We start from the raw sequence: 16,050 nt of genomic DNA on the forward strand, positions 1-16,050 counted from the left end.
CTCTATCTTAACCCTTTTTACTTTTATGACTAAGTTATCTATATGTTTTTTAAAGTGCATTTAATCATTCTTGAGTCATGAAATGATCTGGGAGATTTCAATAAATCTCTGTTATATTATAGAAATAACTTGGGGTATAACAATGACGTTTAATTTTCAAATCGATATTTTTTGGTGCTTAGAACAATTACAAAAAGATGGACGAATCACTGAACGGGATAAATTATTAGTACAAACAACACATCGTCAAAAAGATGAATTGAAGTGGCATCCTTTACAGTGGGTTGCAAAATTTAATCTGAAAGATCAATTAAATCCAGAAACCATTTTAACACTCAATCGTCTATGTCTATGGTTAGCTGAAAAATCGTATGTTCCTTTGTTTGTCATTGATCCTCTAAAGGCGGATGTGACGGCATTAACCAGTGTTATGTCTCAAGAGTTTGCCGCTCGAAATCATATTTTGGCAGTAGAAGTTCACTCTGATCGTATTTTAATCGGTACAGATCAGCCATTTATGATGGAATGGAAAAATAATTTAGAAAGAAGTTTGAGCCCAAAAAAAGTTGAAGCTGTACTATTAAATCCAGAACAGCTACAACGTTATTTGATTGAATATTATCAAGTTAGTCGAGCGGTGAGTTCTTCTCAAGGCACAAGTGCTTTTGACCGTGACAATAAGGGGGTCGAAGCTTTATTACAATTAGGCGATACACAAAACCCTGATGCCAATGACCAGCATATTGTGAAACTGGTGGATTGGGTATTGCAATTTGCTTTTGAGCAGGGTGCAAGTGATATTCATTTGGAGCCTCGCAAAGACAAAGGCAAGGTGCGTTTCCGTATTGATGGTGTGTTACATACTATTTATAACATGCCAGCCAATACGCTTACAGCAGTGATTTCCCGTATTAAAATCTTAGGTCGTATGAATGTTGCGGAAAAGCGTAAGCCTCAAGATGGACGTTTAAAAACACGTACACCGAAAGGTCAAGAAACGGAATTACGTCTTTCTACGTTGCCAACTGCTTTTGGTGAAAAGTTGGTCATGCGTATTTTTGATCCTGAAGTATTAGTGCGTAGTTTTCAGCAATTAGGATTTGAAGGGCATTTATTACACAGTTGGCAGCAACTGACACAACATAGCCACGGGATTATTTTGGTGACGGGGCCAACAGGTTCAGGTAAAACGACAACCTTATATTCATCTTTAAAGCAATTAGCAACAGAACAAGTGAATGTTTGTACCATTGAAGATCCGATTGAAATGTTGGAACCAAGTTTTAACCAGATGCAGGTGAATCCAAATATCGAACTTGGTTTCGCCGATGGTGTTCGCGCACTGATGCGTCAAGATCCTGACATTATCATGGTGGGGGAGATTCGTGATCATGACACCGCAAATATGGCGATTCAAGCAGCATTAACAGGACATTTGGTTCTTTCGACTTTGCATACTAATGATGCACCTTCAAGTCTGACCCGTTTGCATGATTTAGGCGTACAACCATTCTTAACTGCTGCAACGATTTTAGGTGTTCTAGCACAACGTTTGGTGCGCCGACTCTGCCCACTTTGTAAGCAAGAAACGGCAATTAATGAACAAGAGTGGGAGCATCTTACTTTTGATTATATGATGGATATGCCAACGACGATGTATAAAGCAGTTGGATGTGAAGCATGTCGCCATACAGGTTATAAAGGCCGTGTAGGTATTTATGAATTTATGCCAGTAAGTTTAGAGTTAAAGTCTATTATTAGTGCTCATGGCACACTGAATGATCTGAAAGCACAATCTAAGAAAGAGGGTGTTGAGCCACTGCGGATTGCAGGTGCACGCAAAGTCATTGAAGGTGCAACCACGTTAGAAGAGGTATTGCGTGTTGTTCCTTTAAGTTAAGCAAATTATCGATCTTCAGATTCACCTCATCTTCATTTGTTTTAAAGAGGTGGTCCCACTTGTTTGATCAAACAAAAAAAGCAGTACGCGCTGACATACTGCTATTTCCACGTTTATTATTATGCGGTTGTTATTATATTACTTGGTTAAAATCAGACGATTATTACGCGTTAAACGCAAGCGGTATTCTTCACCCGCATGCATTATGCGTATTTCCCGACCTAAGGCAAAAAGATTATTGGAATGCAACATTGGCAATGATTGAGCTGCATCTGTGCTACGTGTAAATAGGTTAAATGGTGCGTTCATTTGTTATGCTCCGTGGTGTGTTTTTTAGTTATTTAAATGATAATCATTATCGAATAGACCTGTCAACGTAAATTTCAAGAATTTACAAAATCATTGATTATTGATGTTTTTAGTATGTGAAATCGTTGTTAAATTCATTAAAATTATTGTGAAAAAATAGAGATATTAGACTGTTATGGCAAAAGCTATAGTTGATGTTGCGATTGCAATTTTACTGCATAAATCTAAAGTGTTAGTAGGTTGGCGACAAGCAGATCAACATCAAGGTAATAAACATGAATTTCCTGGTGGAAAAGTCGAATTAGGGGAATCACCTGAACAAGCTTGTCGTAGAGAGATTTATGAGGAAGTAGGCATTGGTTTAAAAGAGTGGCATCCGTTTGATATTATTCGTCATGAATATGAAGATGTTATTGTTAATTTACATCTTTTTCATGCACACGTACCTGAGGAAATGCTCAATCAAATTCATCAACCTTGGACTTGGTATCAACGCGATCAACTAGCGAGTTTAAACTTTCCGAAGGCAAATGTTGTAATTCTGGAACGCTTAATCTGGTCACATTTGATTAAGATCAGTGATCAAATTGATGCATTACCACATCATAACTTTCAAATGTATTGGCGCATCCAAACAGCTGAAATTGAACAGATTGAACAGCAGTTAGAGGTTTTAACTGATGAACAATTACAAAAAATTATAATAAATACTGATATTTATCAAAATATGAACATGGTTCTACAGTCTAGAGTGAAGACAATTCATCTTAAACAATCACAATTAATGGCACTTAAAAAAGGTGAATTGATTGTTGGTAAACGTTTTATTGCAGCCTGTCATGATGCTGTTTCATTACAACATGCACAGCATATAGGTTGTGATGCCGTATTTTTGAGTCCTGTGAAAACTACTGAAACGCATCCAAATGTAAAAGTATTGGGTTGGAATGATTTTGCTGCATTAGCTCAGAAGAGTGATATTCCAGTTTTTGCTTTAGGTGGCGTAGCATCTGAAGATTTAGAACAAGCCCAAAAACATCATGCTTATGGGCTTGCAGGGATTCGTCAATTTAGTTCAATTAATTGATCAAACTTGTTATAATGCTTGAATGGCTTTTTTAGCTTCTTGAGCTTTTACTGGATGATTACGTGCTTCACTCGCTCGGAGCACAATAAACCAAAGTTGTTTTTTCATCGAGTTACTTTGCGCATAGCTTAAACCACGACGTGCCAAAGCTTCCGCATTTGCATATTGTTTGCGTTGGTCTGCAATCAATGCTAAATACAAATAAGTTTCGGTCGCTTGGGGAGCAATACGTTGAGCTTGAAGAGCATAACGTTCTGCTTCCGCAAGTTGCTGTTGCTTGTAAGCGACTTGGGTTTTTTGCATTAATGTTCTAAATGCTGGTAATTGACTCCCATCATTGAACTTTTGCTGTACTTTTTGCTCAGGTACAACCACTGGTACGTTTTGGCGCTTTATTTCTTTCTGCTCATACGGCGTAATTTTTACATTCGACGCGGGCGGAGCAGTTTTCTTTTTCTGCGTGGTTGACGTACTTGGCGGTTCTCCCAATTTAATTACCACTTTTTTATTTGGAGGCGGTGCTGAATTACAACCTGCAAGCAGCAATACACCAATCACAATCGTTATTTTCTTCATCATGTCCAATCATCCTTGTAACTTAGTTTTCACCGCTATAACTACCGCTCGAAATCACACGTGTAGAATTATGATTGGATAAATCGGTGTCCATTTGATTTTCACTTTCTCGAATATAATTGGTATTAGTATTGCCATCACCGTAATGATCCCCCTGAGTGTCTTCCTCGGATGGGATATTGGTTGGTTCAACTTCATAATGTGATTGGCCGCAGAGGGTTGCACGATGAGGTACAGTTTGTCGAAGTAGGGGAATATACATTGCGCCATCACAGCCTTGCGCCGATAAATCACCTGTTGCGCTATCTATCCATTGCCATTCTACATTGTCAGTTTGACGAAGATTGACGGGTTCTTGACGAAGCTGTTTCATTACATTGGTCCAGACAGGTAATGCGCCTGAAGAACCTGTGAGACCAGTAACTTTATTATCGTCCAGACCTAACCAGACGACTGCGACATGATTGCCTGAATAACCAGCGAACCATGAATCGCGTGTATCATTGGTTGTACCAGATTTACCAGCTAAATTTAAGGTTTCAGGTAAGCTGCCATAAGCTGATCGTCCAGTACCTGAACGCATAACTTGTTGCAAACCATAGTTCAAAATATAGGCAGCAGCAGGATCAATCGTTTGTTGAACATTTAAGCTATAACGTTCAAGCAAATGTCCTTTTGCATCAACAACAGTACGAATAGAGCGAGGAGGATATTTGAAACCACCTGTTGCAAAGTTGCCATAAATGCCAAGTACTTCCATTGGGGACATATTTACTGCACCCAAATAGATAGACGGATAAGCTGGAATATTCGAACTGACACCAAATTGTTTTAGCTTATTTGAAAATGTTGATAATCCAAATTCATTTCCTAAACGAACAGCAGATAGGTTGTATGAATTTGCCAAGGCTTGTTGCATAGAAACAACGCCATGTTCACCACCACTATAATTTTTTGGTGTCCAACTCTTATCACCATCAACTGGAATATTAACGGCACTATCTTCAATCGGACTCGCCCACGTATAACGTCCAGATTCGATCGCATTTAGATAAATAATTGGTTTTAACAACGAACCGACTTGACGTTTAGCGTCTAGTGTACGGTTAAAGCCAGTAAAATCTTGAGTTGAACCAACAGCAGCAACCAATTCACCATTCTCAGGATGGGCTACAAGCACAGCACCTTGTAAGTTTTTCAAACGTGCTGGATTTGCTTTTGCTAAACGTTCAACAGAGTCTTTAAAAGCATTTTGAACTTGGGTCTGTGCAATCGGGTCAAGCGTTGTGAAAATTTTCAAGCCTTGATTGGTAATATCACTTTCTTGATATTCTGTACGTAATTGGCGACGTACGATATCAAGGAAATCTGGGAATTTTGCAGGCCCTAAAGTTGGTTTACTCACAATATTTAAAGGACGTGAGATTTCATCTTGATATTCTGTTTCAGATAAATAGCCCATCACCATCATATTGTTTAATACAACATCACGGCGCTTTTTTGCCGCTTCAGGATTACGCCAAGGATTATATAAAGTTGGACCCTGTACTAAACCAACTAAAAAGGCTTGTTGGGAAATATTCAATTCACTCAGAGGTAAACCAAAATAGAATTGTGAAGCTAAGCCATAACCGTTAATTGAGTAATTACCATTTTGACCTAAATTTACTTCATTTAAATAGGCTTCTAGAATTTCATCTTTGCTGTAATGCAGCTCAATCAACAACGCCATAAGTGCTTCATTGACTTTACGTTTGAGCGTTTTTTCTGGTGAAAGATAGAAATTTTTAACTAACTGTTGGGTTAATGTCGAGCCGCCTTGACGTCGACCACCTGTTGCATTACTGACTAAGGCACGTGCTGTACCTCGAATAGAAATACCATGATGGTGATAAAAATTTCGGTCTTCTGTTGAAATTAACGCTTCAATTAGTGTTTTGGGTACTTTATTCAGCTTAATGAGGACACGGTCTTCATTATGTTGTGGATAGATACCACCGATTAATAGAGGTTCTAAACGAGCAATGCCTGTGCTAGAGGGTTTAGTGGAACGAATTTCACCGACTTGACCTTGATTGAAAGCAATCTCAAGCACCTGTTCAGGTTCATTACTATCACCATAGTCAAAACCACGTGTATGAACATACATTTGGTTACCTTGAATGATGTAACTTCCTGACTTTTCATAGTTCGTGGTATTTTTATAGCCCAATAATTTTAATTCTTGGACAAAATTTTCTTGAGTAATAGGGGCGTTCGCATAGATTTCTAATGGACGAGCAAATACCTTGGCAGGAATATCCCAACGCTGACCTTCAAATTTATTGCGAATAATATTATCCAAACGGATCAGATAGATACTAAAGGCAATAAACACACCAATCACTAAAATTGAAAAAATTAGTGCTAGAAAACCAATACCACGTTCACACTTCATAGACTTGCGTTAAAACCGAAACAATGTGAGTAATGATGCGATAGCTTATTGTCATTTTGCAATCATAAAACTGTGAATAAATAGCAACATGCAATAAAAACTTTCAGAAGGTGTTGACATTAATAGTATAAAAAAACAACGAATAGACATTTTTATACTTTTTAATCAATCATCAACGAAAATTTGATTGTTAATGATATGATAGTCAATAGTCGCGGTGGAGCTGAGTTATTCGTGCAAATTTCACATAAATCCTTTCGAAATATTGGTCTAATTGGGCGACCAGATAAGAATTCTGTAGTAGAAACGTTATGTTTAATTCATGATCATTTGATCACTTTAGGCTTAAATCCCGTTTTTGATCAGGAAACAGCCAAACTTGTACCTTATAGTTATGGTCAGACCGTGAGCCGTAATTTATTAGGTGAAGTAGTGGATTTGGTGATCGTTGTGGGTGGCGACGGTTCTTTACTTCATGCGGCACGTGCTTTAGTCAGATACAATACACCCGTTATTGGGATTAACCGTGGTCGACTCGGATTCTTAACTGATATTAAGCCGGCAGAAGCAATTTTTAAACTGGATCAGGTACTACAAGGTCAATTTCAACTCGATCGACGTTTCTTGCTAGAAATGGAAGTTCGCACCAATAACGAAACCATTTATGATGCAATTGCCTTGAATGATGTGGTGTTACACTCAGGTAAATCGGTTCATATGATTGATTTTGAGCTGAGTATTGATGGGCAATATGTTTATCGTCAGCACAGTGATGGTTTAATTGTCTCAACACCAACAGGCTCGACCGCTTATTCGCTTTCAGGCGGTGGACCAATCCTACACCCAAGTATGGATGCGATCGCACTCGTACCAATGCATCCACATACATTATCATCTCGTCCAATCGTTGTCGGTGGGCAAAGTGAGATTAAGATCACCATCCGTGAAAATCGTGTCTTACCGATGGTGAGTGCGGATGGACAACATAGTGTTGCATTAAATGTAGGTGATACGGTGCATATTCGTAAACATCCGTTTAAACTAAGCTTATTACATCCACCTGGTTATGATTTTTATATGGCTTGCCGTACTAAACTGGGCTGGAATCAAGATTTTGAATCTTTTCAACAGGATGACTCATGAATATTGAACAAATGCTCGCTATTTTAAATCCTGAAATTGTTGAGCGTCTGAAAACTGCTGTTGAAATTGGTAAATGGCCAAATGGTATTGCATTGACCAAAGAGCAACGTGAAATTTGTATGCAAGCCGTGTATGCATGGGAAATGGAAAATTTACCGAAAGAACAGCGTAGTGGTTATATCGACCGAGGTACGAAAGAAGAAGGTGAAGAGTGTGATGATGATCATCACAAAAATGAGCCTGAATTTAAGCCGATAAGGTTTGTTTGATTAATTTCTACAAGTAGTATTTAAAGCGATGCTTTTAATAAAGTCATCGTTTTTTATAATGTCTTTAAATAAAATACTGATTACTTTAACGAATAATTTAATGGTTGCTCTTTATATATTTTATTTTTAGGATCAAAAAGATATAGTTTTGTAGAAAAGGTGATTTAAAAAATCACCTTATTTATTTTTTGGTTTAAAAAGGCTTTGTTGCATAAATAAATTTCATCCCCATACATGTTAGATGAATACAGAATCAAAAAGCCGATATAAAACAACGAACTGGTCTGAGTACAATCAGGCTTTACGTCAACGGGGTGCTTTCACCATTTGGTTTGATCCCCAAATGCAATGGTCTGCAACACCTAGTGGAAAAAAAGGACGTCAACCTACCTACACTGATATAGCAATTCAATTTGCCCTGACGATACGAAACCTGTTCCAACTGGCTTTACGCCAAACACAAGGTTTCATTCAAAGCCTTTTTCAAATGGCTCACCTCGACTGGAATGTTCCAGACTTCTCAACATTGAGTCGGCGAGCAGATAAGCTCCAGCCACTTCTACATAAATCAGCAAAAAATCCACAGGAAGACTTGCATATTTTAGTTGATAGCACAGGGATCAAAGTTACAGGCGATGGGGAATGGGTGCGTAAAAAACATGGCGTAAACCAACATCGTCAATGGCTGAAATTACATCTTGCGACAGATGCAAACAGTGGAGAAATACAAGCGGTTGAAGTCACGACCTGCCAATATGGTGATGCTGAAATGCTCCCACCTCTTTTAGATCAAATTGATGAACCCATTGCATCTGTCACGACTGATGGTGCTTATGACACAGTGAATTGTTATGATGCGATTTTGAAACGGCAAGCAAATGTAATTATCCCTCCTCGTTCCAATGCTGCTTTATGGGTAGAAAATGAAATTGGTAAAGCAAGGAATCATGCAGTACAAGGCTGTTGGGACAAGGGTCAAAAGCAGTGGAAACGAGATATTGGTTATCATCGACGATCCAGAATAGAGGCTAAAATGTTTGCCTTGAAACGACTTGGACAAGGTGTATCTAGTCGATGCTTTAATCGTCAGGTGGTTGACTTGCAAATAAGAGTCGATATTTTGAATAAATTTACTCAACTTGGTACAGCTAAAACGGTGGCTGTTGCATAAATATCTGAAGATTCTACCTTTCGTCTATTTGTGCAACAAAGCCGTTTAAAAACGATTGTCCCAAAGCGCTTTCGCTTTAATCATTGCTTCATCATAACTATTCACAGCACCCATGGTATACAAAGCGATTCCCATGGTTTCGATCACTGCCATTTCGCCATATTCATGCTTTTGCTCACCGAGCCAAACTGCTTTAAATACTGCAAGATCAAGTTCTTCTTCAATCGGACTACGGTCAGGTGTTAATTTTGGTAGCTCATGTTCATATAGCTCACCATTTTTAATCCCACAAATTAAGGTTTTGGCATCAGGATTGCGCTCAAACTCACCACCTTCACCTTTAATCACAGCACTATTTTGATAGCCTAAACGAAAAGCGGTGTGTTGATGAGAAGTCCGATAAGCAGGGTGGAAAATTGCTTGTAAAGTGGCTTTGGCATTAAATGGATTAATCAAACGAGCAAGGGTGTGAATTGGAGAACGTAAACCCATCACATTGCGGAGTGAGATCAATTCACTCAGAATTGGTGAAATGGCTTCAAGTGGCAAAAATGCAAAATTATGTTGTTCAAGTTGTTTACGGACATCTTGCTCATTCTCACAAATAGAATAGCCTAAGTATTGTAGAACTTGTTCCGTATAAACACGGTTAATGGTATGACCCGATGCGCCATGCATCACAACTCTATAGCCATGATGAGCCAGTGTTAATGCCGCCAATAAAAACCACGGATAGTGCTTACGCTTGCCTGCATATGATGACCAGTCAAGATCGACATCAAGTGGCTGAAAATTGAGTTGATCACGTGTGGCTTGAACAAAACCAGCCAATTCATCGACAGATTCTTCCTTAACACGTAAAAGCATTAAGAATGCACCCAACTGAACATCCAAGACTTCATCTTTTAAAATCATGCTAAATGCTTGATAGGCTTCTTCATAACTGAGCGAACGAGAACCTGTTTTCCCTTTACCCAAGATACGAACATACTGAGCAAAGGGATGTTCTACAGTTTTATAAATATTTCGTTTTGTATTCATGATCGTATGAGAAGTCTTCGCCAACAATAAAAGGAATATGACATAAAAGTGACGTATTTAGCGTAAAAAAATATGAGGAGCTGTCTAATCAATAAACAATTAGCGTTTGCTTATGCAGAGTGCAAATAAAATTATTGACCGAATCAGTCTAGTGATTTGATGTAAACGGAACATGACATCCAATCTAAAAATCATTAGCATGGCTGCAAATCGAATTTTTAAAAACAATGAAAGCGAAAGGAAATAATGATGTTAGCTTACGATGCAGATTTGGAACTCTTCCGTGATAACTTTAAACGTTTTATGAGCGAGCAAATTGCACCTCATTATGATCAGTGGGAACGCGAAGGCATTATGCCACGTTCAGTTTGGTCTTCATTGGGTGAAAATGGCTTTCTCTGTGTAGATGTACCAGAAGAATATGGTGGTTATGGTGTACCAACCCATTATTCATTAATGTTAGTTGAAGAATCTGCACGTGCGGGTTATTGCGCATTATCAACCGCAATTTCTTGTCATTCTGAAATTGCGGCACCGTATATTCAACATATCGGAACTGAAGAACAAAAGCAGTACTGGTTGCCAAAAATGGTTTCTGGCGAAGTTGTTGGTGCGATTGGTATGACTGAGCCAGGAGCTGGTTCTGATTTACAGGCAATGCGTACTAATGCAATTTTGCAAGATGATCATTATGTGTTAAACGGTTCAAAAACCTTTATTTCAAATGGTCAGCATGCTGACGTTGTTGTTCTAGCAGTCAAAACTGATCCACAAGCACGTGCTAAAGGTGTGTCTTTATTATTGGTTGATACACATTTGGAAGGCTTTAAAAAGGGCACGAACTTAGACAAAATTGGTCTGCATTCACAAGATACCTCTGAATTGTTCTTTGATAATGTGAAAGTACCTAAAGACCAGTTATTGGGCAATGCAGGTTCAGGTTTTGCTTACTTGATGCAGGAATTACCACGTGAGCGTACTGCAATCGCAGCGACCTCTTTGGGAGCAATTCGTGGCTCAATTGATCTTGCGACCCAATATGTGAAAGAGCGTCAGGCATTTGGTCAAGCAATTGCTCAATTTCAAAATACACGTTTTGTATTGGCTCAAGCAAAAATTGATGAATTAGCAACAGCCGCTTTCTATAACCAAAACGTTGCTTTGTATAATGAGGGCAAGTTGGATGTAGAAACCGCAGCGGCATTAAAAAGCTTTAGTACCGATATGCAAATGAAAGTAGCCGATAATTTACTTCAATTATTTGGTGGCTATGGCTATATGACAGAATATCCAATTTCACGTTTCTTCGTTGATGCGCGTATCCAACGTATTTATGGTGGTACCAACGAAATTATGAAAGAAATCGTTGCACGTGGATTGATTGGTAAGTCTTAAGCACAAAAATCATCTCTATTTAGCAGATGATTTCAGACTGAATCAATAAATTTGATTCAGTCTTTTTATTTGTAGTGATGTTTTTAAGATCAAGGAGTGACTGGATTATCAAATAATGCGGAACAACTTTTATGATCCATACAACCTGCCAACATAATCGCTTTGGGTAAACTGGCATAGAGATTAGTTAAATGCTGCTCTGCTGGATGTCGATAATTCCAGAACAAGAAATGCTTTGAACGTTGCTGATTAAAGTTTTGATAGAAGTTATTCTGCTTCTGCAAGGATTCAGCGTCTGGTGTTGGACTTCGACCATGTTCATGTGTACCCACTGTGGTCATCAGCATTGTATTTTGTACTTTTAAGTGCTGCTTGTTTGTACTGGTACTCGTCGGTTGTGCAAAAGACAATGTTGTGTCAATGAGCAGAGAAAAAGTCAAAATACCAAATTGTTTAATCATAATTTATTTGCGAACATTAAAATTTTGCTAGCAATATATAATGAAAATCATTATCAATAAAGTTTGGTAATAAAAAGAGTTAAAACTCAGCGTGTTTAATAGTTTAAAGTGTTGTTATACTAGCTCGGATAATCAATTCACAGATGAATTGTAATCCATTCTTATAGATGATTTTGCTGAGGCTGCATTCCAATGGTAAACGATGGACAAAATACATCGAATTCACTTAATTTAGAACAAATTCGTAACGATATTGATAGTGTTGATCAACAAATCCAAGAGTTACTTAATCGCCGTGCAACGCTTGCAGAAGCGGTAGCCAAAGCGAAGTTTGCATCCGAAGAAAATCCGCTGTTTTATCGTCCAGAACGTGAAGCTCAGGTGTTACGTAAAGTCATGGAGCGTAACCAAGGTCCTTTATCTGATGCAACCATGGCGCGTTTGTTCCGTGAAATTATGTCAGCATGTTTGGCACTTGAAGCACCACAAAGTATTGCATTCCTTGGGCCTGAAGGCACTTATACCCACTCGGCTGTGTTAAAGCATTTTGGTAAAGATGCCGTTGTACGTCCATTGCCAACTATTGATGAAGTGTTCCGTGAAGTTGAAGCAGGCAGCGCACATTATGGTGTGGTTCCCGTAGAGAACTCATCAGAAGGGATTGTGAACCATACTCTCGATTGCTTTAAATCGTCGACAGTCAATGTGATTGGTGAAGTTGAACTACGTATTCATCATCAATTCCTTGTATCTGAAAATACCCGTAAAGACAGCATTAAGCAGATTTATGCACATCAACAAACCTTGGCACAATGCCGTAAATGGTTAGATGCGCATTATCCAGGCGTAGAGCGTGTTGCACTGAATTCAAATGCTGAAGCAGCACGCCGTATTCGTAATGAATGGCATTCTGCTGCGATTGCATCTGATATTGCAGCAAGTATGTACAATCTTGAGATTTTACATAGCAATATCGAAGATAACCCTGAAAATACCACTCGTTTCCTTGTGATTGGTCGTGAAAAGATTCCTCAAAGTGGTAATGATAAAACCTCTCTATTAATCTCTGCGCATGACCGTGCAGGTGCTTTGTTGGAGATTCTTGCGCCATTTGCCAAGCATAAAATTAGCTTGACCAGTATTGAAACGCGTCCAGCATTGCCTGAGAAATGGGCTTATGTGTTCTTTATCGATTTAGAAGGACATATCGGTCAGGAAAATGTTGCGGCTGCATTGGAAGAAATCCGTCCAATAGTAAAAGAGTTACGTGTCCTCGGCTCATATCCAATCGCTGTTTTATAGTTCTATTTATTGTATTTTGAATCCCTCCCAGCTTCCCTTTAAAAAGGGAGGAGTTTCCCCTCTTTTTAAAGAGGGGTTAGGGGAGATTTTTACATAGGCAAATATGTTTTATGTCTCAACCATTATTTAAGAAAGTTGCATTTATTGGGCTTGGGCTGATTGGGTCGAGTCTTGCTCGTGTGATTGTGGCAGAACAACTTGCATCTCAAATTGTGGCTTCAACACGCTCAAAAAAAACATTAGAAGATGCCAAGGCACTCGGTCTTATTCAACACGGTTATGCAACGCCTGAAGAAGCAGTTCGGGATGCCGATTTAATTGTTTTAGCTTTGCCTGTTCGCGCAACGCAAAAAGTACTTGAACAGATTAAGCCTTATCTTGCAGACAATGCCATTATTACCGATGTGGGCAGTACCAAAGGCAATGTGGTTGAAGCTGCAAAAGCAGTATTTGGTGAAAATTTACCAGTCGGTTTTGTACCGGGTCATCCGATTGCAGGTGCAGAACATACAGGTGTACATGCGGGTAAAGTTGATTTATTCGTCAATCATAAAGTGATCTTGACACCACTTCCGACCAGTGCCGATTGGGCGGTTGAAAAACTGATTCAACTTTGGTCTGCAGCAAAAGCAGAAGTGATTTGCATGGATGTCACTAAGCACGATGAAGTGTTGGCACATACCAGTCATTTACCGCATTTGATGGCATTCAATCTGGTTGAGCAACTGGCAAATCGTGAAGATAATTTAGATATTTTCCGCTATGCTGCTGGAGGTTTTCGTGACTTCTCGCGTATTGCGGCTAGTGACCCACAGATGTGGCATGACATTTTCTTTGCCAATAAAACGGCAATTTTAAATGCTGTTGATGGCTTTGAACAGCAATTGTCGATTTTAAAGAAATTGATTGCACAGGAAGATTCGCAAACGTTGATGGGACTGCTCGGGCATGCTCAAGCAGCACGTCAGCACTTTAACCATATGTTGGCCAAAAAACCTTTGATGGAGAAAAACAAGGTGACACAGCAATTTACCATTTTACCGGGAAAGAAAACATTTACAGGTAAATTCACCGTACCGGGTGACAAGTCTGTGTCACATCGCTCAATCATGTTTGGTGCGATTGCTGAAGGCACAACGCATGTGACAGGCTTCTTGGAAGGTGAAGATGCACTTGCAACTTTGCAGGCTTTCCGTGATATGGGCGTGAGCATTGAAGGGCCTAAGAATGGTGAAGTCACGATTCATGGCGTGGGTATGCAAGGCTTAAAAGCACCAGCGAGCGCGTTGTATATGGGTAACTCTGGTACTAGTATGCGTTTGCTATCAGGTATGTTGTCTGCACAAAAATTTGACTCGGTGATGACAGGTGATGCGTCATTGTCGAAACGTCCAATGGAGCGTATTGCTAAGCCACTTCGTGAAATGGGTGCACAAATCCAAACCACAGGTGAAAAAGGTACGCCACCAGTGAGTATCACGGGTAGTCAAGCCCTTAAAGGGATTCAATACGATTTACCAATGGCATCAGCTCAGGTGAAATCAGGAATTTTATTGGCAGGCTTATGGGCTGCTGGTGAAACTTCAGTGACGGAACCTGAACCGACCCGTGATCATACTGAACGTATGCTGCGTGCTTTCGGTTATGATGTGAAAACTGAAGGAAATAAAATCTCGCTTGTGGGTGGTGGTAAATTAGTTGGTACAGATATTCAAGTGCCTTCGGATATTTCATCTGCTGCATTCTTTATGGTGGGTGCTGCCATTACTGAAGGTGCCGATGTGATCCTTGAAGCAGTGGGCATCAACCCAACCCGTACTGGCGTGATCGAAATTCTCAAGCAAATGGGCGCTGATCTGACTGTTGAGAATGAACGTATTGCAGGCGGTGAACCGATTGCAGATATTCATATCAAAGGTTCAAGAACATTGAAGGGCATTCATATGCCTGAAGATCAAGTACCTTTAGCAATTGATGAATTCCCAGCATTATTCATTGCGGCTGCATGTGCAGAAGGTCAAACCGTATTAACGGGTGCAGCTGAACTTCGTGTCAAAGAGTCTGACCGTATTCAAGTGATGGCTGATGGCTTGAAAATCATGGGCATTGATTGTACGCCAACAGAAGATGGCATCATCATTGAAGGTAAAGGCAAGTCAGGTGACTGGTCGGCAATCTTTGCTGGCGGTGAAATTGAATCTCACCATGATCATCGTATTGCCATGAGTTTCAGTATCGCAGGTTTACGTACTTCAGGTAACATCACGATTCATGGTACGGAAACGGTTGCAACTAGTTTTCCAACCTTTACTGAGCTAGCAAACTCAGCAGGTTTAGATTTACAAGTTGTAAATCAGTAAACGAATTGAGAAATGCAGTATTTAGAATAGCTAAATGCTGCATTTTTTATTTGTTTATACATAAAAATAAGTTGTTAGGTGCAAACATAAAACGTATAAATAATGAAAATGATGAGTTTGGCCATGTACATATCTAATTAGGTCTAAATTTATCAATTTAGTAAAATAACTAACACAATCGTCTAATCAATTAAAGACAATTGTATATATATAATCATTCTTACCGTACGAGTCGATTTTATGCTGCGATCCAGCTAAAAAAATAAAAATAGAGGGAATACCATGAAAACATTGCAATTTATAGCAGATTGCCCTAAACATGAGGTAATTATCATCCACCAAATGAATGCTATATCACGCAAGAATATGTTGCAGCGCTACTCCATAAACAATTAGAACATTATTCTCTGTGAAATCTCTGCCAATTCACAGCAAGAACAAGCTTGGTTTGAACGAATCGAAACGCAAAGTATTATCCGACAGTTGGCTCAAGCCGTAGAAAATAGCTTAAAAGCAGAGCATAGCTTTTCTCAATTTGTATGGAAAAGCTAAGACGATTTTGCCAATAAAATCTTAAATAAAGTGATTTAAGCATCGCC

At 39.1% G+C, this 16,050-nt stretch carries 12 protein-coding genes and 2 pseudogenes; 9 read left to right on the forward strand and 5 right to left on the reverse strand.

Features of this window, described 5'->3' with window-relative positions; all coding sequences use genetic code 11:
- Positions 1-142: 142 nt before the first annotated feature.
- Positions 143-1,900 (forward strand): GspE/PulE family protein, encoded by a 1,758-nt coding sequence (locus ABLB98_RS06505; RefSeq protein WP_348883676.1) that lies wholly within the window; start codon positions 143-145, stop codon positions 1,898-1,900.
- 138 nt (positions 1,901-2,038) lie between these two features.
- Here the strand turns inward: ABLB98_RS06505 and hemP are convergent, their stop codons facing one another.
- Entirely contained in the window at positions 2,039-2,209 is a 171-nt protein-coding gene (gene hemP, locus ABLB98_RS06510; protein ID WP_004661888.1) for a hemin uptake protein HemP, read from the reverse strand.
- Positions 2,210-2,384: 175 nt separating this feature from the next.
- On the opposite strand from hemP, the gene ABLB98_RS06515 reads away from it, so the two are divergent.
- Positions 2,385-3,296, forward strand: a complete 912-nt coding sequence (locus ABLB98_RS06515; protein ID WP_348883677.1) for a thiamine phosphate synthase — start codon at positions 2,385-2,387, stop codon at positions 3,294-3,296.
- A gap of 9 nt (positions 3,297-3,305) precedes the next feature.
- Here the strand turns inward: ABLB98_RS06515 and ABLB98_RS06520 are convergent, their stop codons facing one another.
- Both ABLB98_RS06520 and mrcB read right to left on the reverse strand, forming a co-directional pair.
- Entirely contained in the window at positions 3,306-3,875 is a 570-nt protein-coding gene (locus tag ABLB98_RS06520) for a tetratricopeptide repeat protein (RefSeq protein ID WP_348883678.1), read from the reverse strand.
- 19 nt (positions 3,876-3,894) lie between these two features.
- Positions 3,895-6,309: a penicillin-binding protein 1B gene (mrcB, locus tag ABLB98_RS06525; RefSeq protein WP_348883679.1), complete on the reverse strand. Its 2,415-nt coding sequence runs from the start codon at positions 6,307-6,309 to the stop codon at positions 3,895-3,897.
- A 234-nt stretch (positions 6,310-6,543) separates the two neighbouring features.
- Between mrcB and ABLB98_RS06530 the strand changes: the two genes are divergently transcribed.
- The 3 genes from ABLB98_RS06530 (at position 6,544) to ABLB98_RS06540 (ending at position 8,892) form a co-directional block, all read left to right on the forward strand.
- On the forward strand, positions 6,544-7,452 hold the full coding sequence (locus ABLB98_RS06530) for an NAD(+) kinase (RefSeq protein WP_034601775.1): 909 nt from the start codon (positions 6,544-6,546) through the stop codon (positions 7,450-7,452).
- A complete protein-coding gene (locus ABLB98_RS06535) occupies positions 7,449-7,721 on the forward strand; it encodes a YeaC family protein (RefSeq protein ID WP_005159772.1) in 273 nt (90 codons plus the stop codon). The genes ABLB98_RS06530 and ABLB98_RS06535 overlap by 4 nt, the downstream gene beginning before the upstream one ends.
- 241 nt (positions 7,722-7,962) lie before the next feature.
- The gene (locus ABLB98_RS06540) at positions 7,963-8,892 is read left to right on the forward strand and encodes an IS5-like element ISAba10 family transposase (protein ID WP_261632362.1); all 930 of its coding nucleotides are present in this window, start codon (positions 7,963-7,965) and stop codon (positions 8,890-8,892) included.
- Positions 8,893-8,937: 45 nt separating this feature from the next.
- Here the strand turns inward: ABLB98_RS06540 and ABLB98_RS06545 are convergent, their stop codons facing one another.
- Positions 8,938-9,933, reverse strand: a complete 996-nt coding sequence (locus ABLB98_RS06545; RefSeq protein WP_348883651.1) for a glycosyl transferase family protein — start codon at positions 9,931-9,933, stop codon at positions 8,938-8,940.
- Between the two features lie 249 nt (positions 9,934-10,182).
- Here ABLB98_RS06545 and ABLB98_RS06550 point away from each other — a divergent pair, with 249 nt between their 5' ends.
- Positions 10,183-11,328, forward strand: a complete 1,146-nt coding sequence (locus ABLB98_RS06550; RefSeq protein ID WP_348883650.1) for an acyl-CoA dehydrogenase family protein — start codon at positions 10,183-10,185, stop codon at positions 11,326-11,328.
- Between the two features lie 89 nt (positions 11,329-11,417).
- Here ABLB98_RS06550 and ABLB98_RS06555 read toward each other — a convergent pair.
- Positions 11,418-11,684 (reverse strand): annotated as a pseudogene (locus tag ABLB98_RS06555) (alpha/beta hydrolase); the annotation flags it as partial.
- Between the two features lie 297 nt (positions 11,685-11,981).
- Between ABLB98_RS06555 and pheA the strand changes: the two are divergent.
- The 3 genes and pseudogenes from pheA (at position 11,982) to ABLB98_RS06570 (ending at position 16,003) form a co-directional block, all read left to right on the forward strand.
- Entirely contained in the window at positions 11,982-13,091 is a 1,110-nt protein-coding gene (gene pheA / locus ABLB98_RS06560) for a prephenate dehydratase (RefSeq protein ID WP_348883649.1), read from the forward strand.
- A 110-nt stretch (positions 13,092-13,201) separates the two neighbouring features.
- Positions 13,202-15,451, forward strand: coding sequence for a bifunctional prephenate dehydrogenase/3-phosphoshikimate 1-carboxyvinyltransferase (locus ABLB98_RS06565; RefSeq protein ID WP_348883648.1), 2,250 nt, complete (start codon positions 13,202-13,204; stop codon positions 15,449-15,451).
- Positions 15,452-15,733: 282 nt separating this feature from the next.
- Positions 15,734-16,003, forward strand: a pseudogene (locus ABLB98_RS06570) (hypothetical protein).
- Positions 16,004-16,050 lie beyond the last annotated feature (47 nt).

This window comes from Acinetobacter yuyunsongii (assembly GCF_041021915.1).
Lineage (GTDB): Bacteria > Pseudomonadota > Gammaproteobacteria > Pseudomonadales > Moraxellaceae > Acinetobacter.